Origin of the sequence: Agrobacterium burrii, assembly GCF_017313405.1 — a bacterium.
Taxonomy (GTDB): Bacteria; Pseudomonadota; Alphaproteobacteria; order Rhizobiales; family Rhizobiaceae; genus Agrobacterium; species Agrobacterium burrii.
In genome coordinates this window covers 20991-42458 of sequence record NZ_JAFLNA010000002.1, presented here as the reverse complement: position 1 = coordinate 42458, position 21468 = coordinate 20991, and the positions used below count along the sequence as shown (strand labels likewise).

The following is a 21468-nucleotide window of genomic DNA, read 5'->3' as shown; positions in this document are numbered from 1 at the left end:
TGTGCAGCAATTGATCTCCCCCCTTGTGGGGGAGATGTCCGGCAGGACAGAGGGGGGTATCTTCGCCGCCATCGAAATTCACTCCGCCGCAATCATCAAAGTTTCAAGCGCGATGGAAAGCCGGCCATCGAGATTACGGACGGGGATGGTCTTCACCTCCCCCTCATCCGCTCCCAGCGCCTTGCCGGTTTCCAATGAAATGACCCAATTGTGCAGCGGACACGTCACCGAAGCACCGTGCACGATGCCCTGGCTCAGCGGGCCGCCCTTGTGCGGGCAATGATCCTCGATGGCGAAGACCTGATTTTCCGCCGTTCGGAACACGGCAATCTTGCCCATCGGCGTTTTCACGCAGCGCGCACCACGCAGCGGAATGTCGGAGATATCGCCTATATCGATCCAGTTGCTGTCCATCGCTCTCACTCCGCCGCCTCACTGAAACCGATTGCCGCCATGGGCCTGAATTCGTGCTTGTCGTGACCGGACACACGTTCCGACCAGGGATCTACCTGCGCGAATTTCTGGCTGAAGACGAAGCGGTCGAAATAGGCCCGGCGCTTGTCGGCATCGTCCATGATCTGGCGACGGACTTCGTCGTAACCGATACGCTTGGCCCATTTGTAGATTCGCTCCAGATACCGCGCCTGTTCACGGTACATCTGTGTGAGCGCCACGATATGCTCCAGCGCCTCATCCGCGGTGTGGACGAGACCGAGGATTTCCGTACCCTTGATATCGAGACCGGCCGCACCGGCGAAATGGATCTCGAAACCGGAATCGACGCAGATGACGCCGATATCCTTGCAGGTGGCCTCGGCGCAGTTGCGCGGACAGCCGGAAACGGCAAGCTTCAGCTTGGCGGGTGTCCACGAACCCCACATGAATTTTTCGATGCGGATACCGAGCCCGGTGGAATCCTGCGTGCCGAAGCGGCACCATTGTTCACCCACGCAGGTTTTCACGGTGCGCAGCCCCTTGGCATAGGCCTGACCGGAAATGAAACCGGCCTTACCGAGATCGGACCACACCGCCGGCAAATCCTCCTTCTCGATGCCGAGAAGGTCGATACGCTGACCGCCCGTCACCTTCACCATCGGGATGTCGAACTTGTCGACCACATCCGCAATCGCCCGCAACTCCGAGGACGAGGTGACGCCGCCCCACATGCGCGGCACGACGGAATAGGTGCCGTCCTTCTGGATATTGGCGTGAACGCGCTCATTGATATAACGCGACTGATAATCGTCGGCATATTCGTCCGGGAAATCGCAGACGAGGTAATAATTGAGCGCCGGCCGGCATTTGGCGCAGCCGCAGGAGGTTTTCCATTCCAGTTCCTGCATCACGGCAGGGATGGTCTTCAGACCCTTGGCCTTGATGAGACGGCGCACATCGTCATGGCCGAGATCGGTGCATTTGCACATGGGCTGCACGGCGGCGGGATTGTAGCTGTCGCCCAGCGTCAGCGTCATCAGCTGCTCGACAAGGCCGGTGCAATTGCCGCAGGAGGCGGACGCCTTGGTGTGGGCGCGCACATCGTCCAGAGACGTCAGCCCCTTTGAGGTGATACTCGAGGTGATCTTACCCTTGCAAACGCCGTTGCAGCCGCAGATTTCCGCATCATCCGGCAAGGCTGCAACGGCCGCCATAGGGTCCAGCGGGGACCCTCCCTGATAGGCCTGGCCGAAGATCAGGGTTTCGCGCATGGCGGAAACATCGGTCGATTTCTTCATCAGGTCGAAGAACCATGATCCATCCGCCGTCTCACCATAAAGAACCGCACCGATGATGCGGTTTTCCTTGAGGATGAGGCGCTTGTAGACGCCGGCAGTGGCATCGCGCAGCACGATTTCCTCACGGTCGTCGCCTTCGGCAAAATCGCCAGCGGAAAACAGGTTGATGCCGGTGACCTTGAGCTTGGTATTGGTGACGGAGCCGTGATATTCGGCCGAACCGCCGCATAGCCGGTCTGCCAGCACTCGCGCCGATTCATAAAGGGGGGCGACGAGGCCATAACACATGCCGCGATGTTCGGCGCATTCACCCAGCGCATAGATCGAAGCGTCCGACGTCATCATGCCGTCATCTACGACGATGCCGCGATTGACGGCGATGCCGGCTTCTTTCGCCAGACCCGAGGCCGGACGAATGCCGACCGCCATAACGACCATGTCGCCTTTGATGACGCGGCCGTCTTCCAGCTCGATGCCCTCGACCTTCTCCTCGCCGAGAATGCATTTGGTATTGGCCTTGGTGATGATGTCGATGCCGCGTTCGTTGAGCGCCTTTTCAAGGAGATAGGCCGCTGCCGGATCGAGCTGGCGTTCCATGATCGTTGGCATCAGGTGGATGACGGTGACGTCCATACCCTGACGTTTCAGGCCATAAGCCGCTTCGAGCCCGAGAAGACCCGCGCCGATGACGATGGCGCGGCCCTTACCCTTGGCGATTTCCAGCATCTTCGTCACATCGTCGAGATCGCGATAGGCGAGCACGCCGGGCAGTTGATGGCCGGGAACGGGAATGATGAAGGGCAAAGAGCCGGTCGCGATGACCAGCCTGTCATAGGAGACCGTGATGCCGTTTTCGCTGGTGACGGTCTTCCTGTCGCGGTCGATGCCGGAGACTTTCGCTCCCCTGTGCAGCGTCACATTGTTAGCCGCATACCATTCGTCATTGTGGATGACGATGTCTTCATAGCTCTTTTCGCCTGAGAGTACCGGCGAGAGCATGATGCGGTCGTAATTGACGCGCGGCTCGGCGTTGAAGATCGTGACGTCGTAAAGGCCGGGGGCGGTTTCGAACAGGTTTTCCAGCATGCGCCCCGGCGCCATGCCATTGCCGATGATGACGAGTTTTTGCGTCATGGTCGTTACTCCGCGGCTTCGACGAAGCGGTGACGTTCGTAGAGGAACTTCAGCACGGCTTCGCGGCATTTAAGGTAGGTCTTGTCGGATGCAAGCTCGATGCGGTGGCGCGGCCGCGCCAGCGGCACCTCGAGCACTTCGCCGATATGGGCGGCGGGACCGTTGGTCATCATCACGATGCGGTCCGAGAGCAGCACCGCCTCGTCCACATCATGGGTGATCATGACCATGGTGTTGCCCAGCCGGACGTGGATTTCCATCACCGCGTCCTGAAGATGGGCGCGGGTCAGCGCGTCCAGCGCGCCGAAAGGCTCGTCCAACAGCAGGATTTTCGGCTCCATGGCAAGCGCCCGGGCAATGCCGACGCGCTGTTTCATGCCGCCGGAAATTTCCGACGGCTTCTTGTCCTTCGCGTGTCCCATCTGCACGAGATCGAGATTGCGCATGACCCAGTCATGCCGCTCGGCCCGCGTCTTGGTGTTGCGGAACACCTTCTCCACGGCGAGATTGACGTTTTCATAGACCGTAAGCCACGGCAGCAGGCTGTGGTTCTGGAACACGACGGCGCGTTCCGGGCCGGGCTCGTTGACCTCACGATTTTCAAGAAGAACGGCACCGGCGGAAACCTTCGTCAGCCCGGCAATGAGGTTCAGCATGGTGGACTTGCCGCAGCCGGAATGGCCGATGACCGAGACGAATTCACCCTTTTCGATGGTGAGGTTGATGCCTTTCAGCACCTCGGCGCGCGAACCGCCCTTGTCGAAATATTTGTCGATATGATCGAGCTTCAGATAAGCGTTCATAATCGTCGCCCTCCTAGTTTGCCGCAGCGCCGCGGGTGATGATCTTGCCAAGCGCCGCCACCAGCTTATCGAGCATGAAGCCGACGACGCCGATGTAGGCGAGCGCGACGATGATGTCGGGCAGGCGCGAGGAGTTCCACGCATCCCAGATGAAGAAGCCGATGCCGACGCCGCCGGTCAGCATTTCCGCCGCAACGATGGCCAGCCATGAAAGACCGACGCCGATGCGCAGGCCGGTGAAGATGTAGGGTGCTGCCGATGGCAGCATGATCTTGAAGAAAAACTCGATCTGGTTCAGCCGCAGCACTTGCGCGACATTGCGGTAATCCTGCGGAATGTTGCGCACGCCGACCGCCGTATTGATGATGACTGGCCAGATGGAGGTGATGAAGATCACGAAAATCGCCGATGGATTGCTGTCCTGAAAGGCAGCCAGCGAAAGCGGCAGCCAGGCGAGCGGCGGCACGGTGCGCAGCACCTGAAAGATCGGGTCGAGACCGCGCATCGCCCAGACAGACTGGCCGATCACCGCACCCATGATGATGCCGGCAATGGCCGCAAGGCCGAAACCGTAAGCCACCCGTTCCAGCGAAACCAGCACACGCAGGCCCAGACCAATATCCTGTGAACCATTATGGAAAAACGGCGAGACGATGAGGTCGTAGCTTTCCTCGAAGACCTGGCTCGGCGGTGGCAGCGATGAGCCGGGGGCGGAACAGAGCAGCTGCCAGACGCCGAGCAGCACAGCGAGGACGACAAGCGGCGGTATGGTGTTGCGGGCCACCGCGGCACCCCATTTGCGCAGATCGATCCGCGGCGACTGTTTCGGCGCAAGTGCCACGACGTTTGCCTTTTGCGCTGCCGGCTGCTGCGGCTCTTCCTTGAATTTTCGGGCCAATGCGGACATGGGCGTTTCCTCTTGATTTCGGTTGCGGTCGGGGTCTCGCCCCTCACCCGGTCTTCAGTCTCAGCCGGTGAACGGCGGCAACTGGCGGATGAGGGGCGACACCCGGTCTCCTCCTCAGGAGGCCGCCTTGATGGAAAGGCTTTCGAGATAAGCGGACGGATTTTCCGGGTCGAAGACCTTGCCGTCGAAGAAGGTTTCCTTGCCACGCGACGGCGAAGTGGGAATGTCGGCAACGCCGAGTTCCTTGGCGGCTTCGCGCCAGAGATCCTCGCGGTTGACCTTCGCAACCAGCGCCTTCACGTCGGTATCAGGCGCGAATTTGCCCCAACGGATGTTTTCGGTGATGAACCAGCTGTCATGGCTGTGGAAAGGATAGGAGGCGTGATCCTGCCAGAACTTCATCTGCAGGCCGGTATTTTCGAGCACACGGCCATTGCCGTAATTAATATTGCCCTTGAGGCGGCCGAGAACATCCTTCGGCGGCACGTTGAACCATTGGCGCTTGCCGAGGATGGTGGACATCTCCTCCTTGTTCGCCATCTCGTCGCACCATTGCTGCGCTTCCATGACTGCCATCAGCAGCGCCTTGGTGGCGTTGGGGTTCTTTTCCACCCACTCGGCGCGCATGCCGAGCGCCTTTTCCGGATGGCCCTTCCAGAGTTCTCCGGTGGTACAGGCGGTAAAACCGATGCCCTGATTGACGAGCTGCTCATTCCACGGTTCGCCCACACAGAAGACGTCCATATTGCCGACCTTCATGTTGGCGACCATCTGCGGCGGCGGAACGACGATGGTGGAGACATCCTTGTCCGGGTCGATACCGCCGGCAGCCAGCCAGTAGCGGATCCACAGATCATGCGTGCCGCCGGGGAAGGTCATCGCCGCCTTGATCTCCTTGCCTTCGGCCTTCTTTTTCTCGAAAGCCGCCTTCAGCTTGGAAGCATCCAGCTGAACGCCAGTATCTGCATATTCCTTGGCGACGGAAATGCCCTGGCTATCGAGATTGAGGCGCGCAAGGATTGTCATCGGCACCGGCACATTGTTCTGGGTCACCTTGCCGGTGTGCATGAGATAGGGCATCGGGGTCAGAATATGCGCGCCATCGATGCCGTTCGAAGCGCCGCCCAGCACGAGATTGTCCCGTGTCGCGCCCCAGGAGGCCTGTTTCAGAACCTCGACATCCGGCATGCCATGCTTGGCAAACAGCCCCTTTTCTGCCGCGATGATGAGCGGAGCGGCATCGGTGAGCGCGATAAAGCCGATTTTTGCGCCTTTCACTTCCGGCTCAGCGGTGGCTGCGAAAGCACCCGACGGAAAGGCGGTGCGGATGGCCGTAACGAGAGCAGCGGTGGCTGTCGTCCTCAAGATCGTGCGGCGACTGACATCGCCTGAGAATATCTTTTTCATTCGCATCTTCCCCTTATTGGGCCACCTGCGCGGTGACGTTTTCGCTTGCGAAAAATCCTGAAAATAAAAAAACGCCGCTCGGTATTCGCGCCTTCGGAACGGGAGGTGTTCCGGGCAGCAAAACCTTGCGACGTCTATGTCTTCGAAAGCGCCTATGCCGCGCCCTGCTTGCACCGATCGCCGTTGACCGGTGCAAACAAGGAGAAGCAAGCAGCGTGCCAGTTCATGAAATTAGAATTATAACATTGAAAACAAATAATAATTTTAAGAGTAGAATTCAGTGATTAAATTTTCATCACCGATTCTTTTGTCTTTAGTTTGTGCAAAGCGAGAAATTTCGCGCTTGAAATTTGCGCAGCCTGCAGGCCAGGCGTCGGTCACGCCTCTCCGGAGGACGGGGAAAACGGCGCGGATGTCCGCACGGCAAAGCCACTCACATAACCCTCAATGTCAGCTGGATCGAACACGAAACTATCCACAAAACGGTCGCCCTCTTCCTGCCCTTCGATACGGATGTCGGCATCATCAGGTCCATTGGTCTCTCCCAGCGCCGCCCGATAAATATCCGGCCGATAGGCGGAAAGGGCCGCATCCACGCCCGCCTGCGAAAACTCTGCCTGCCCCCAGCGGATCATCTGGCTGTAAATCCACAATGCCTGGCTCTGGCGCGGATAATTGGCATGGCCGCCGTGGAAGATGAAATAGTTGTCGATCACCCGGCGGTTGCCCTGGCTGTCGATACTGAATTCGCCTGATAGCACCCGGCGGATGATGCCTTCAGGCGCGCCAATATAGCGGGAGTCAGCAAGCGCCCTGCTCAACTCGTCGTGATTTTCCGCAAGATCGCACCAGCGCGCGGCGGCATCGAGCGCCGTCAGCAACCGGCCGACAGTTTCCTGCTGGCTTTCCGCCCATTCGGGCCGCATACCGATCACCTTTTCCGGTGCCGACGGCCACAAATCCTGCTTGGCGGCGACGATCCTGCCAACACCACGCTCGGCGGCGACAATGTTCCACGGCGCACCAACACAGAAACCGTCGATGGCGCCGGCCGAGAGCGCATCCGACGTCAAGGGCGGCGGCACCACCACCAGTTTGACGTCGTGATCGGGATGGATACCGCCGGCCGCGAGCCAATAGCGAAACTCGTAATTATGCGACGAAAACGGATAGGTCATGCCAAGCGTCGGCGGCGCTTCGCCGCGCGCCCGCATATCATCGAGCACCCGTTTCAAGGCCTTGGCGTTTTCGAGTGCGCCCGCCGTTTCAGACAGCCCCGTCAATGCCTTCATCCGCGCAAACAGCCGGGTCGAGAGCGTGATCGCATTGCCGCCGCGCCCGAGCGAAAACGGCGTGATCGTTGGTGAAGGGTTGGAACCAAGCCCGAGCATAGAGGCGACGGGCATGGGCGAGAGCATATGGGCGATGTCGAATTGCCGGAACGCCAGCCGGTCACGCACATTCGCCCAGGACACATCCTTGACGAGATCGAGTGACAGGCCTTCACGCTCGGCAAAACCGAATTCGGCCGCCGCAATCAGAACGGAGGCGTCGACAAGCGGGATAAAACCGGCACGCAGGACTTTCTGACGGTCACTGCCAACAATGGCTGGTGCGCCAGTCGCTACGCTATCTGATCCCGCCGTCTTTCCCGGTGCCGCCATATCATACACTCCACACTGTCCGACTGGCCTTTGTCACATCAACAAACCAGCCGCGGTGACCACGCTTTGCGCGATCTCGGAAATTTTCTTTTTTTCGTTCATCGCCGTTTGCCGCAAAAGCGCAAAGGCCTCCTCTTCGGAAAGACCACGCATCTTCATCAGGATGCCCTTGGCGCGCTCGATGACCTTGCGTTCCTCCAGCGCCGATTTTGCTTCGGCAAGTTCCCGTTGCAGGCGGCTGAAAGCGTTGAAGCGGCTGACCGCCATATCGAGAATGGGTTTGACCCGCTCCTTCTTCAACCCATCGACGACATAGGCCGAAACCCCCGCCTCGACGGCCGCCTCGATGGAGGCCGTGTCGGAGCGATCGACGAACATGGCAATCGGCCGGCCGACCGTGCGGGTAAGCTGGAACAGATGCTCCATCATGTCACGGTTGGGATTTTCAAGATCGATGAAGATGACATCGGGCTGCAGCGTCTCGATGGTACGCGCCACCCCGATCACTTCATGGATGACCGTGACGCGATGATAGCCGGCCTCGCGCAGCCCCTCCTCGATGATCGAGGCGCGGATCGCGTTTTCGTCTATGACAAGAATGGTGAGGTCGCGAAGCGTCATGTCAGCATTGATGACGCAGCGCAGCAAACTTGGCAATCGGCTGCGGATGCAAAAATGGATGGAGCGCCAAGGGACTTTCTCTCCCCTGCCGTCTGCCCTATCAGGATGCGTGTTCGACGGCGCGTTCGAGCGCCTTCAAAACCGTACGCTCGGAGAGATTGAGATAGATTTCCATCTCATTGCCGGCATCGGCCGCTTTGCCCTCTTCCATCAGCGACAGGATCTTGCTGTTCATGTCCACGAAGGGCGAATGAAGCTGTTCGGGATCTTTCAACAAGCCGAAACAAAGCCTGAGTTCAGCGGCGATACGCTCGTAAAAATCGCTGAGGCGGGCGCTGTCGAGAAGATCGACCACGGCGGCGTGAAACTTCATGTTGGCGCTGCCCACGCCCAGCCAGTCAGCGGTTTCACGCTTCACCTTGGCATCCTCGACCGCTGCACGCATGATGCGAATGGCCGGATGTTTATGCCAGGCCTGGCGCAGCGCACCGCATTCCACCATGCGCCGTACCCGGTAAATATCGATCACAGAAGCCATGGTCGGAACGGCAACGAACACGCCGCGATTGGCCTCGTGGCGCAACAGCCCATCCTTCGTCAGAAGCCGGAAGGCTTCGCGCAACGAATTGCGGGAGACATCGAAACGCTCACTGAAGGCTGCCTCTGAAAGGCGTTGCCCCGGCATCAGCTCGCCGGAGATCAGCAGGGTGCGGATACCCTTGGCCAATCGATCCGCAAGCGGCAGAGCCTCTATCGTTTCCGTCATGTCGCCCCTTTCTTAAGAGCAATGCAGCATCGGGAATTCCGTGACAGGCATGTTCGGACACGGCATGATTGCCCATAGCACAAAGCATTAGCAAAGCACGAAAAAAACGTGATTAAATCATGGCCATAACGTCCAACAAATAGACAAAATGAAAGAACGATAACTTTATATTGTTCAACAAAGTTGACAATTTCACAGAACCGGACAAGATCAACCGCATAAAGCATCCGCGAGGGGCGGATTGCGACAGGAGCGGAGAAAATCCATGGAGCAGAAAAAGCTCACCCCGACTGCCGGCACAAAAATGTCCAAACGCGCGTCCCTGATGGGAGCGATCTTCCTGATGGCGACATCGGCCATCGGTCCCGGTTTCATCACGCAGACGGCGACCTTCACCAACCAGCTCGGCGCCGCCTTTGCCTTCGGCATTCTTGCCTCCATCCTCATCGACTTTGTCGTCCAGCTCAATATCTGGCGCATCGTGACGCTGACGCGGATGCGCGCTTCCGACATCGCCAATGCGGCCATTCCGGGCGCCGGTTACCTGCTCGCCATTCTCGTCATTATCGGCGGCCTGTTCTTCAACATCGGCAATATCGGCGGCACCGGCCTCGGTCTGAACGCCATTTTCGGACTGGACCCGAAAATCGGCGGTGCTATCAGCGCGATATTCTCCATCGCCATCTTCGTTTCCAAGCGTGCGGGTCTTGCCGTTGACCGGTTCATCATTTTCGCAGGCATCCTGATGATCGTGCTGACGCTTTATGTAGCGTTCGTTTCCGCGCCACCCGTCGGCGACGCGTTCCGCCAGACCTTCCTGCCGGATACCATCAACTTCGCGACCATCACCACCATCGTCGGCGGCACCGTCGGCGGCTACATCACTTATTCCGGCGCACACCGCCTGCTGGACCGGGGCATGGTCGGCATTGAAAACCTGCCCGCCGTCAACCGCGCCGCGCTGACCGGCATCGCCGTCACCGGCATCATGCGTTACGTGCTGTTTCTTGCCATTCTCGGCGTCGTCGCCAGCGGCGTCATCATCGATACCTCGGGCCAGGCCGCCAACCCCGCCGCACAGGCCTTCCGCTCCGCCGCGGGCGATCTCGGCTTCCGGCTCTTCGGCATCATCTTCTGGGCAGCGGCCATCACCAGCGTCATCGGCGCAGCCTATACATCCGTCTCGTTCCTGCCCGTCTTCAAGCAGGATATGAGCGAGCGCGCCCGCAATATGGCGACGGTCGTTTTCATCGCGGTCTCGCTCGTCTGCTACCTGTTGATCACCACGCCGCCCGCAGCCATGCTGGTCTTCGTCGGCGGCCTCAACGGTCTTATCCTGCCCATCGGCCTCAGTATTTTCCTGTTCGCCGCATGGAAACGCGAAGACCTGATGGGCGGCCATCGCTATTCGCGCATTCTGCTCGGGCTCGGCGTGCTGACTTGCGCACTGACATGGTACATGGGCTACAAGTCCGCCGGCACCATCTTCGGCCTGCTCGGCCTGTAAACACTAAAGGGAGGTAAACATGGCCGCTATCGATCTCAACAGCGATCTTGGCGAAAGTTACGGTGCGTGGAGCATGGGAGACGATGAGGCGATGCTCGCCATCGTGTCCAGCGCCAACATCGCCTGCGGATTTCACGCAGGCGACCCTGCCGGCATCTACCGCACCGTCAAGGCCGCTGCCGAAAAAGGCGTGGTCGTCGGCGCTCATGTCTCCTATCCTGATCGTGTCGGCTTCGGCCGCCGCGATCTGGACGTGACCTCGGAAGAACTGATTGCCGATGTCATCTACCAGATCGGCGCACTGAAGGGCGTCGCCACCGCCGCCGGAACGACCGTGCGCTACGTCAAGCCGCATGGCGCGCTTTACAATCGCATCGCCAATGATGCGACGCAGGGGCAGGCGGTCATTGACGGTATCAAGGCTATCGATCCTTCGCTGGTGCTGATGGGCCTTGCCAATGCGCCTATCCTCGATCTTGCCCGCAAGGCTGGCCTTTCTGTTGTCGCAGAGGCGTTCGCGGATCGTGCTTATACACCTCAGGGTCAGCTCGTTTCGCGCCGGGAAGCCGGTGCCGTTCTGCATGACGCGGCAAAAATCGCCGATCGTATGGTGCAGCTTGCCCGCGAGGGAACGCTGGAAGCAATCGACGGCAGCAGCATAAAAATCGAGGCGCAATCCATCTGCGTGCATGGCGACAGCCCCGGCGCGGTCGCCATCGCCCAGGAAATCCGCCGCCGTTTCGAAGCGGAAGGCATAACAATCCGCTCCTTCGCATCCGATCGCTGAAAGGAGCGGCCAATGACCATACCGACATCCTATCTCAACCACACCGATGCGGAAGCGGCGCGAAAGGCTCGCGGCACATATCGCGACGGCCTCATCGCCCCCACCTCCGGCATCGCTCCCGGTTTCACACAGGCGAACATGATCGTGCTGCCACGCGACTGGGCCTTCGATTTCCTGCTTTATGCGCAGCGCAATCCAAAACCCTGCCCGGTGCTTGATGTCTCCGATCCCGGCTCGCCCACCACGCTTCTGGCACCCGGTGCCGATCTCAGGACTGATCTGCCACTCTACCGTATCTGGCGGGACGGCAAGCTTGTAGAGGAAACGGCTGACGCCACCGCCGCCTGGGCGGAACGCGACGATCTCGTCGCCTTCCTGATCGGCTGCAGCTTTACCTTCGAAACGCCGATGGTCGAAGCCGGCATCGAAATCCGCCACATGACCGACAAGAGCAACGTGCCGATGTATCTCACCAACCGCCCCTGCCGTCCGGCTGGGCGGCTGAAGGGCAACATGGTCGTTTCCATGCGACCGATCCCGGCATCGCGCGTCGCCGATGCGGCCACCATTTCCGGACGTTTTCCGGCGGTACATGGCGCACCCGTGCATGTCGGCGCGCCGGAAGAAATTGGCATCACTGACCTCGCAAAGCCTGATTTCGGCGATGCGGTTCGGATCGAACCGGGCGAAGTTCCGGTATTCTGGGCCTGCGGCGTAACCCCTCAGGCCGCCGTGATGGCGTCCGGTGTGCCGTTTGCGATCACCCACGCGCCTGGACACATGTTCATCACCGATATTCTCGATTCAGCCTATCACGCGTGAGGACATGATGCGTTTTCTCCCTGTCAGCCTCACCACCATTCTTGTCGAACTTGCCGATCTCGATGAAACGCTGGCGCTGTTCGCCTCGCTTCAGAACGATCCGGTGGAAGGCATTGAAGAGACGGTGCCGGCTGCCCGTACCCTGATGATCCGTTTCCGCCCTGAGAAGATCGATGCCGAAGCGCTGGCCGCGCGGCTGGCAAGTCGCGATCTCTCGGCAAAAATCGCGCCTTCGGACGATCTCGTGGAAATCCCCGTCCATTATAATGGCGAGGATCTCGCAGACGTTGCCGAACTGACCGGCATGAGCGTCGAAGAGGTCATCCGCCGCCACACCGAAAGCGAATTCACAGTGGCCTTTTGCGGTTTCGCCCCCGGTTTCGGTTATCTGGTCGGCGGCGATCCGGCCCTGCATGTGCCGCGCCGGCAAAGCCCGCGTACCCGTATTCCGGCCGGCTCGGTGGCGCTGGCCGGCGCATTCAGCGGCGTCTATCCGCAAAACAGCCCCGGCGGCTGGCAGATCATCGGCACCACGCCAGTGAAGATGTGGGATATCGACCGCGATCCCGGCGCGCTTTTCCAGCCCGGTTATCGCGTGCGTTTCGTCGACATGGACAAGGCTGGCAGAACGGTCGATGTCCATTCCATGGCACCGCGCAGCTCCAAAAAAGAGCCAACAAAAGACGGCCCGCATTTCGAAGTACTCGCCGCACCCATGCCCGCCATCTTTCAGGATCTTGGCCGCTTCGGCCAGACCGGGCAGGGCGTATCGGCCTCCGGCGCGCTGGATCGCGGCGCGTTCAATGCGGCGAACCGTATCGTCGGCAATCCCGCCAACACAGCCTGTCTCGAACTGACGCTCGGTGGCTTTTCCTTCAGGAGCACAAGCCGCACCGTTATCGGTACGGCCGGCGCACCCTGCCCGGTTACCATCAAGACGGCAGATCGCAGTTTCACGGCGCAGCCGCATGTCCCCATCTCTCTGGAGCCCGGCGATGTGGTGACATTCGGCCAGCCGCCAAAGGGAATGCGCTGTTATCTTTCCGTGCGCGGCGGTTTCGACGTCGCACCGGTGCTCGGCAGCTATGCAACGGATACGCTCGCCGTGGTTGGACCGGAACCGGTAATCGCCGGCACAATCCTGCCGCTGAAGGGTGAAAAGACCGGCCTCTCCAGCGTTTCGACTGACGAGGTTCCGGCTTTCGATCCGCCGGCAACCGGCGATGTCGTGACGCTCGATGTCGTTCTTGGACCGCGCACCGACTGGTTTACAAAGAGGGGTCTTGAGACCCTGACCAGCCAGCTCTGGCAGGTCACCCCGCAATCAAACCGGGTGGGCATCCGCCTTGCCGGCGAAGTGGCAGTGGAACGTAAGGACAGCGCCGAATTGCCGAGCGAGGGCACGGCGACCGGGGCGATCCAGATTCCGCATAGCGGCCAGCCGGTTCTCTTCCTTGCCGATCACCCGCTGACCGGCGGTTATCCCGTCGTCGGCGCGGTGGCGGAATATCATCTCGATCTTGCGGGACAAATCCCCGTCAACGCCAAAATCAAGTTCCGCCCGATCGGCCCCTTCGCCGAAATCGCGGCCAAAAACACATAATTCCGAGGAGAAGAGCGATGAAAAAAGTGCTGATTGCCAATCGCGGCGAGATCGCGGTCCGGATCATCCGCGCATGTCGCGACTACGGCCTGCAATCGGTCGCCGTTTATGCCGATCCCGATCAGGATGCGCTTTTCGTCCGGCTGGCGGATGAGGCTTATGCGCTGGAGGGCGTGCGCCCGGCCGAGACCTATCTCGATATCACCAAGCTGATCGCAATTGCCAAACGCGCCGGTGCTGATGCCGTTCATCCCGGCTACGGCTTCCTGTCCGAGCGCGCCGAATTTGCGCAGGCTGTTCTTGATGCCGGACTGATCTGGATCGGCCCCGACCCGAAGGTTATCAAGGCATTGGGCGACAAGGTCGAAGCACGGCGCATCGCTACCGGCGTCGGCGCACCGCTGGTTGCCGGCAGTGACGGCCCGGTCTCAACGGCTGCGGAAGTTACCGCCTTCGCTGAACAGCACGGCCTGCCCGTCGCCATCAAGGCGGCACATGGCGGCGGCGGGCGCGGCATTAAAGTTGCGTGGAAGATGGAAGAGATCACCGATCTCTACGAATCCGCCGTTCGCGAGGCAACGGCCGCTTTTGGTCGTGGTGAGTGTTTTCTCGAGCGCTTTCTCGACCGCCCACGCCATATCGAGGCACAGGTTATCGCTGACAAGCACGGCAATGTCCTGGTGCTCGGCACCCGCGACTGCTCACTGCAGCGACGGAACCAGAAACTGATCGAAGAGGCTCCGGCCCCCTTCCTGTCCGACGAGCAGCGGCAGAAAATCCATGACGCCGCCAAGGCAATCTGCGCTGCTGCTGGTTATTCCGGTGCCGGCACCGTCGAATTCCTGCTCGGCGTCGATGGCACGATTTCCTTCCTCGAGGTCAATACGCGCCTGCAGGTGGAACATCCCGTTACCGAAGAAACCACCGGCATCGATCTCGTCATCGAACAGTTCCGTATTGCCGAAGGCCATAAGCTCCGCGTACTTGAAACACCGGAACCGCGCGGCCATTCGATGGAATTCCGTATCAACGCCGAAGATCCCGGCCGCGGCTTTCTGCCGACGCCCGGCTCGATCTCCGTTTTCGATGCGCCCTCCGGCCCCGGCATTCGCATGGATAGCGGCGTTGTCAGCGGCTCCAGCGTGCCTGGTGTGTTCGATTCGCTGATGGCGAAGCTCATCGTCACTGGCGTCAACCGCGATCAGGTCCTGCGCCGTGCCCGCCGCGCGCTCAAGGAATTCCGCATCGAGGGCATCGCCACGGTTCTGCCGTTCCATCGCGCCGCGATCGAGACGGATGACTTCATCGGCACGGATGGATTCAAGGTTCATACCCGCTGGATCGAGACCGATTTCGCCGCCATGCCGGATGCCATGGAACGCCCGGCACCGGCCGATGATCCGTCGATCACCCGCACCTTTCTGGAAATCGACGGCAAGCGCGTCTCCGTCGGCCTTCCGAGCCTGCTGCTATCAGGGCTTGGTGCCGTCAGCGGCGGTAATACGGCTGCTCCCGGTGCTGCGACCAAGGAAAAGGAGGGCGAAATCACTGCCCCGGTTTCCGGCACGCTGCAATCTTTCAAGGTGAAAGACGGTGATATGGTTTCCGAAGGCGATCTTCTGGCCGTTATGGAAGCCATGAAGATGGAGACGCAAATTGTCGCCACCAAGGGCGGCAAAGTGCGCCTGATCGTCAAGGAAGGCGACTATCTGCAGGCGGGCGCAGCCCTCCTCGACGTAGCCTGCTAATATACGCCGGGCCTGCCGGCCTCACAATTGCAGATCGCGCATCTCCGGCGGCGGAACTCTTTCGCCACCGGGCCGTTTATGGCGCGACCTGCTAACCATCGTGAGGGAAATATGGCCGGACGCACCTTGCTTCAATTCTTCCATTGGTATTATCCGGACGGAGGGAAATTATGGAGCGAGGTGGCCGAAAAGGCCGAAAGCCTTGCCAAAATGGGCATCACAGACGTCTGGTTGCCACCGGCCTACAAAGGCGCTGCCGGTGGTTATTCGGTGGGTTACGATACCTATGATCTCTTTGACCTCGGCGAATTCGATCAGAAGGGCACCGTCGCCACCAAATATGGCGATCGCACCGCACTCGAACACGCCGGCCGGACGCTGAAGGACAACGGCATCCGTGTCATCCATGATGTGGTTCTCAACCACAAGATGGGGGCGGATGAGAAGGAGAAAGTCCGGGTTCGCCGCGTCAATCCAGAAGACCGTACCGAGATAGACGATGAAGATTTTCAGGCGCTCGCCTATACACGCTTCACCTTTCCGGGCCGCAACGGCAAACACTCCAAATTTATCTGGGACCTGAAATGCTTCAGCGGTGTGGACCACATCGAGGAGCCGACGGAAGACGGTATTTTCCGCCTCGTCAACGACTATGGCGATGGGGAATGGAACGAGGAAGTCGACCAGGAAAACGGCAATTTCGACTATCTGATGGGCGCTGACGTCGAGTTCAGAAACCGGGCGGTTTACGAAGAACTCAAATATTGGGGCCGATGGCTCTCCGAGCAGGTGCAGGTCGACGGCTTCCGTCTGGATGCCGCCAAACATATTCCGGCGTGGTTCTTCCGTGACTGGGTCGGCCATATGCGTGAGACGGTCGATCCCGATCTTTTTGTCGTGGCGGAATATTGGCATCCCGATATCGAAGCGCTGAAAAGCTATCTCAAACTGGTCGACAAGCAGTTGATGCTTTTCGACGTCGCCCTCCACCACCGCTTCCACGACGCCGCAAAACAGGGTGGCGATTTCGACATGCGCACCATCTTCGACGGGTCGCTGCTCTCGGCGGTTCCCGACCATGCCGTTACGCTGGTCGACAATCATGACACGCAGCCGCTGCAGTCTCTCGAAGCGCCGGTTGAGCCATGGTTCAAGCCTCTGGCCTATGCCATCATCCTGTTGCGCGAACAGGGTGTGCCTTGCGTCTTTTATCCCGATCTGTTCGGCACGAGCTACACCGACACCGGAAATGACGGCAACGAACATAAGATCGACATGCCGGCAATCGAATGCCTGCCGAAGCTTATCGAGGCACGCAGCCGTTTCGGCAACGGTGCGCAGACGGATATTCTCGATGATCCAAGCTGCATCGCCTTTATCCGCCACGGCACCGCCGATGCGCCGGGTTGTGTGGTGGTGATGTCGAATGGCGAGCCGACGGAAAAGCAGATCGATCTTGGCCCGGACCATGCAGGCGCGGTCTGGCGCGACTTTCTCGAGCACCGCGAGGAACATGTCACCCTTGACGACAGCGGCAAGGGCGTCTTTCCCACCAATGGCGGCAGTGTCAGTGTGTGGGTTCCAGCAGAAGCCGAGTGAAGGCTACCGCCAGGAAATATTCCATCATTCACCGGGCACGAGACGGCGCGGACCTGCGCCGTCATCGGCCAGAACATCGTTCGGATTGCGTAACGGACAATCGTCCAACGAGAGGCAACCGCAACCGATGCAGCCGGTGAGCTGGTCGCGCAGCATCACCAGGCTGTTGATGCGAAGCTGAAGCATCTCCCGCCAGGACTGTGAGAACCGTCGCCAGTCCGCCGCCGTCGCCACCCGATCCTGCGGCAAATCCGCCATCGCGTCCCTGATGATGCTGAGCTGAATACCGGCCCGCTGGGCGATGCGGATGATGGCGATACGTCGAAGAACGGCGCGATGGTAACGGCGCTGATTGCCGGCGGTACGCCAGCCCTCGATCAAGCCCTTTGCTTCGTAAAAATGGATGGTGGAAACCGCAACGCCGCTGCGATGGGCAACCTCCCCCACCGTCAGGCTGTGCTTGAACACGGTACTTTCCATTCTGGCTCCTGTTTCCGGAACGATTTCCGCTCGGAAACGCGGAAACTCGTTGAAGAGCAGCCGGTATAATTCCTCAACTATAGTTGAGGTCAATAGGCGAACGGTCAAAAAAAAGAGGCGCCACATGGGCGCCTCCTGAGATCTTGCAAACCAGGCTGTATCAGAACTTCGCCGTCATGCTGATCCAGAAACGGCGGCCTTCCATGACGGTGTTGAAATCGTCAGTGCCGACATCCTTGTCGAAGACGTTATAGACGGCCGCGTTAAGATCGACATTTTCGGCAACAGCATATTTCGCACCGATATCGAGGGTGGTGTAGGCCTCGTATTTGCGCCCAGCCATACCATTGATCGTCACTGGCGTGCCATTGGTGCCGATGCGAGGTCCGGCATTGATTTCCGATCCGTGATAATTGACCGAGGCCCAGGCTTCGAGACCATCTATCGGCGTCACCCAGTCACCCCGCAGATTGGCCATATGCTCCGGTGTCCGTGCCAGCGGGAAACCCTCATAATCGCCGGTTTTCTGTTCGGAATGTGTGTAGGTGTAGTTACCACGCAGCGTCAGTTCCGGCGTCGCGTACCAGGTTGCCGTCAGCTCCACACCCTGAATCACCGCATCGTCGATATTGTAGTTGTACCAGAGGCGATAATTGCGGTCCTCGCTCCAGCGGGCAGGCGTCCCATCCGGATTGAGCACCAGCGCGTTGGAAATCTTGTCCTTGAAATCGGTGTAGAAATAGGTAGCGCCAAGAGCGACATCGCCGTTGTCCCAGAGTGCGGCCACTTCGTAGCTCGTGCTCTTTTCCGCCTCCAGGCCCGGATCGCCGATAATCACGCCGCAAGTGCCGCTCGGGCCATAGGTGCAACCACCGCCGCCGGTCGTATAGGCATAACCCGGTGCGACCTGGCGGATTTCAGGGGCGCGGAAACCGGTGGAAATGCCGCCCTTGATGGTCAGCTCCTCCGTCGCACTCCAGACGCCATAAAGGCGCGGGCTGAAATGATTGCCGTATTTTTCGTGGTTATCCAGACGAAGACCGCCGGTCAGCGCGAAATTATCGACGATGCGCCATTCATCCTCGACAAAAAGCGCCCATTGGGTTGCCGAGAAGGTTTCGTCGAGATTGGTGCGGCGTCCGGGGTTCTGGTCCGTAAGACGCGCCTCAAAATATTGGCCGCCCGTCACCAGCGTGTGGTTTCCGTACAATTCGAAGGGCGTGGTGAACTTGCCGTCCAGAACGGTGTTGCGCACTTCTGGCGAGCGCGGATTTTCGGTCACACGCCCCGTGCGGATATTTCGGGTGAAATTGGTGCGCTCGGCCCATTCCTGCTGGAAGGAGAATTCAGATGTGGTCGGCCCCCACCGGCCGGTATGCGACAAGGACCAATGGTCACGCGTATTGGTGTTGTAGGTGCCGTTGGCGTCAGTCGCCGCCAGCGTGTCGCCAGGTTCAGCGCTGCGGCGAAGCCGCGTCTTGCCACCTTCAAGATAGATGTCGTGGTCTTCATTCGGCGTAAACGTCAGACGGCCGTTGAAGTCATATTCCTTGGCGCCCGTGGTGCCGTTCAGGACGCTATCTTCGCCGCGTGTGAAGCCCCTGCCCCAGACCTGCAGGCCCAGCTGGTCCTTCAGGATCGGCCCATTGGCATACCAGGACACCTGGCCGCTATTGCCGAATTTGGAATGCTGCTGAACCGTACCCTCGGTAGTGACGGAGCCAGACCAGACATCGCCGACCTTGCGGGTGATGATGTTGATGACGCCGCCCATCGCATCCGAACCATAAAGCGAGGACATCGGCCCACGCACGACCTCGATGCGTTCAATCGCCGAAACCGGCGGCACGAAGCTCTGTTCGAAACCGGAGTTACCGTTAGTGCGAGCATCGCGGGTGCTTTGTCGCTTGCCGTCAACGAGGACCAGCGTGTAAGCGCCGGGCAATCCGCGAATGAAAATATCCTTTTCATTGGCGATGCCGGTGACAGATACACCCTGCACTTCACGCAGAGCATCTGTCAGATCGCGATAGGACCCCTTTTCCAGATCCTCGCGCGTTACCACCGTGATGCTGGCAGGCGCGTCCTTCACATTCTGCTCGAAGCCGGATGCGGTGACAACGATCTGCTGGAGAATCGTTGTTCCATCGGATGCCTGTTGCGCGTAAGCAGGCAGAGCAAAGCCCAGCGCCGTTCCAGCCATTGCTGCCGAAAGACCGGCCTTCATTATTGTCGCAGCGTTGTTTCGGCCGCGGTACTTCAATTCCATGTTACGCCCCCGCATTTAACTTGAGAATTTAACCCCACTTATTTAGGAGGGGGTGCGGGCGCAATGCGTTTGTTTTCGAACAATTCTAAATTCCAGAAATTGCAAAAAGGGCTCCTCCACTCAGCGGCGGAGTAAAAAAATCGCAAGATGACAACCGGCAAGAGAAAAGAACAATCAGCTTCCCCGACAAAGCCAGACAGGCTTGGACAGCTGAAATTACTTGTCGCTTTCGACGCGTTGTTGCGGGAAGGCAGTGTCAGCCGAGCCGCGGCCGGTATGGGAATGCCTGTTTCCTCGATGAGCCGCATATTGCAGCAGCTGCGGGAGAAATACGGAGACCAGCTGTTTTTACGCACCGGCCAGGGCCTGCGTCCTACCCCCTTTGCCGAGAACATGCGGTTGCGGATCCGCTCGCTGGCAGCGGAAGCGGATAACCTGATCGATTATTCACGGGAGAAACCGGAACTACCCGCTGCTGCCAATAAAAGCGGCTGGGAACAGCCGGTGCTGATGAAGGCGCCGCCGCTTTCACTTCGCCCGAGCGTTGTTCTGGAAGGCCAGCCGACACCGGAAAACATTGCCGACCGTCTCGCCCGTATCGGCCACAATGCCGATCCGCAGCAGCGGCTTGCGAAGTATATCGCGACCTCGGCAATGGGCATCGGTAACAGCCGCCCACTCAGCCAGGAGGAGGCGATGGATGCGCTGGCGATCATTCTCGACGGCGATGCCGACCCGATCCAAATCGGGGCGCTGCTTGCAACCATGCATTATCGCGGTGGGACCGCAGCGGAGCTTGCCGGTTTCATCGAAGCCATGTGGCAGCATATAGAAAGAGACCGGCAGCGGCCTGCCGTTGTTGATCTCGACTGGCCGGCCTATATGTCGCCCAAACATCGTGACGCACCCTGGTTCCTGCATTCCGCCCGCCTCGTTTCCATGGCGGGATACAGCGTTTTGTTGCACGGCCATGTGGGTCAGGGGGAAAATGGCGGCAAGCTCGAACTTGCAGCTGAAGCCTGTGGAATTCCCCTCTGCCATTCCCTTTCGCAGGCCGCCGAGGCCACAGCGTCACAACGGATCGCCTATTTGCCGATTGGTGGTCTGTCTCTGCAGTTCCAGAGCCTTCTTGGCCTGCACGGCATTCTGGAAATGCGCCTGCCGCTCAACACGGTCGTGCATCTTCTCAACCCGCTTCGCGCCAGAAGCGCCATGATCGGTGTCGCCCGCCCCTCCTATCAGGAGCTTCACCGCGATACTGCACGACTGCTTTCGGTGGAGAACCTCGCTATTCTCGGCAATACGCGGGATTTTGCGCAATTCACACCGTTTCGCAGCACCCGGATTTTTGGCCTTTCCAAAGGCAGGGATGTTGAATTCGTCATTCCAGCCCGCGAAACGCCCCCGGCCGAAATGCCGACCATGTTCACCACCTTCGAATACTGGCGGGCAGTTTGGACGGGAGCGGCCAGAGACGAAAGGGCGGAGACCACCATCATCTCCACGGCTGCAATCGCGCTGATGCTGGTCAACGACATGGCCATGCCATTTGAGGAGGCCTATGGCCGCAGCCTGCGGCTGTGGCACGACAGGGCGCGTAATTTCGCCAATGTCTGAA

General features: G+C 59.6%; 17 protein-coding genes. 7 read left to right on the top strand and 10 right to left on the bottom strand.

The genetic code is table 11. The features are described from left to right. Positions 1–78: 78 nt before the first annotated feature. From nirD to JZX89_RS03640, 8 genes are all read right to left on the bottom strand, one after another. The gene (nirD, locus tag JZX89_RS03675; protein ID WP_003505867.1) at positions 79–414 is read right to left on the bottom strand and encodes a nitrite reductase small subunit NirD; all 336 of its coding nucleotides are present in this window, start codon (positions 412–414) and stop codon (positions 79–81) included. Between the two features lie 5 nt (positions 415–419). After that, on the bottom strand, positions 420–2867 hold the full coding sequence (gene nirB, locus JZX89_RS03670) for a nitrite reductase large subunit NirB (RefSeq protein ID WP_207133119.1): 2448 nt from the start codon (positions 2865–2867) through the stop codon (positions 420–422). Positions 2868–2872: 5 nt separating this feature from the next. Next, complete coding sequence (locus JZX89_RS03665; protein WP_207133118.1) at positions 2873–3670, bottom strand: ABC transporter ATP-binding protein; 798 nt, start codon at positions 3668–3670, stop codon at positions 2873–2875. A gap of 13 nt (positions 3671–3683) precedes the next feature. Then, a complete protein-coding gene (gene ntrB / locus JZX89_RS03660) occupies positions 3684–4577 on the bottom strand; it encodes a nitrate ABC transporter permease (protein ID WP_207133117.1) in 894 nt (297 codons plus the stop codon). A gap of 114 nt (positions 4578–4691) precedes the next feature. Further along, on the bottom strand, positions 4692–5984 hold the full coding sequence (locus tag JZX89_RS03655; protein WP_207133116.1) for a CmpA/NrtA family ABC transporter substrate-binding protein: 1293 nt from the start codon (positions 5982–5984) through the stop codon (positions 4692–4694). Between the two features lie 377 nt (positions 5985–6361). After that, complete coding sequence (locus tag JZX89_RS03650) at positions 6362–7648, bottom strand: CmpA/NrtA family ABC transporter substrate-binding protein (protein ID WP_207133115.1); 1287 nt, start codon at positions 7646–7648, stop codon at positions 6362–6364. A 33-nt stretch (positions 7649–7681) separates the two neighbouring features. Then, positions 7682–8269, bottom strand: coding sequence for an ANTAR domain-containing response regulator (locus JZX89_RS03645; protein WP_149899679.1), 588 nt, complete (start codon positions 8267–8269; stop codon positions 7682–7684). A 100-nt stretch (positions 8270–8369) separates the two neighbouring features. Beyond that, the gene (locus JZX89_RS03640) at positions 8370–9035 is read right to left on the bottom strand and encodes a GntR family transcriptional regulator (protein WP_149899680.1); all 666 of its coding nucleotides are present in this window, start codon (positions 9033–9035) and stop codon (positions 8370–8372) included. 265 nt (positions 9036–9300) lie between these two features. Between JZX89_RS03640 and JZX89_RS03635 the strand changes: the two genes are divergently transcribed. The 6 genes from JZX89_RS03635 to amyA all read left to right on the top strand — a co-directional run bounded on the left by JZX89_RS03635 (position 9301) and on the right by amyA (position 17101). Beyond that, positions 9301–10542 carry an NRAMP family divalent metal transporter gene (locus tag JZX89_RS03635; RefSeq protein ID WP_149899681.1) on the top strand — a complete coding sequence of 414 codons (1242 nt, stop codon included), beginning with the start codon at positions 9301–9303 and terminating at the stop codon, positions 10540–10542. A 19-nt stretch (positions 10543–10561) separates the two neighbouring features. Continuing rightward, the gene (locus JZX89_RS03630) at positions 10562–11329 is read left to right on the top strand and encodes a LamB/YcsF family protein (protein ID WP_207133114.1); all 768 of its coding nucleotides are present in this window, start codon (positions 10562–10564) and stop codon (positions 11327–11329) included. A gap of 12 nt (positions 11330–11341) precedes the next feature. Continuing rightward, entirely contained in the window at positions 11342–12151 is an 810-nt protein-coding gene (locus JZX89_RS03625) for a putative hydro-lyase (protein ID WP_207133113.1), read from the top strand. Positions 12152–12158: 7 nt separating this feature from the next. Then, positions 12159–13754, top strand: coding sequence for a 5-oxoprolinase subunit B/C family protein (locus tag JZX89_RS03620; RefSeq protein WP_207133525.1), 1596 nt, complete (start codon positions 12159–12161; stop codon positions 13752–13754). 17 nt (positions 13755–13771) lie between these two features. After that, positions 13772–15502: an acetyl/propionyl/methylcrotonyl-CoA carboxylase subunit alpha gene (locus JZX89_RS03615; RefSeq protein ID WP_207133112.1), complete on the top strand. Its 1731-nt coding sequence runs from the start codon at positions 13772–13774 to the stop codon at positions 15500–15502. 111 nt (positions 15503–15613) lie between these two features. Then, positions 15614–17101 carry an alpha-amylase gene (gene amyA / locus JZX89_RS03610; RefSeq protein WP_207133111.1) on the top strand — a complete coding sequence of 496 codons (1488 nt, stop codon included), beginning with the start codon at positions 15614–15616 and terminating at the stop codon, positions 17099–17101. A gap of 24 nt (positions 17102–17125) precedes the next feature. Here amyA and soxR read toward each other — a convergent pair whose 3' ends face one another. Beyond that, complete coding sequence (gene soxR / locus JZX89_RS03605; protein ID WP_149899686.1) at positions 17126–17581, bottom strand: redox-sensitive transcriptional activator SoxR; 456 nt, start codon at positions 17579–17581, stop codon at positions 17126–17128. Between the two features lie 160 nt (positions 17582–17741). Next, positions 17742–19850, bottom strand: coding sequence for a TonB-dependent receptor plug domain-containing protein (locus JZX89_RS03600; protein ID WP_153514256.1), 2109 nt, complete (start codon positions 19848–19850; stop codon positions 17742–17744). A 147-nt stretch (positions 19851–19997) separates the two neighbouring features. On the opposite strand from JZX89_RS03600, the gene JZX89_RS03595 reads away from it, so the two are divergent. Beyond that, a complete protein-coding gene (locus JZX89_RS03595) occupies positions 19998–21467 on the top strand; it encodes a glycosyl transferase family protein (RefSeq protein ID WP_207133110.1) in 1470 nt (489 codons plus the stop codon). Position 21468 lies beyond the last annotated feature (1 nt).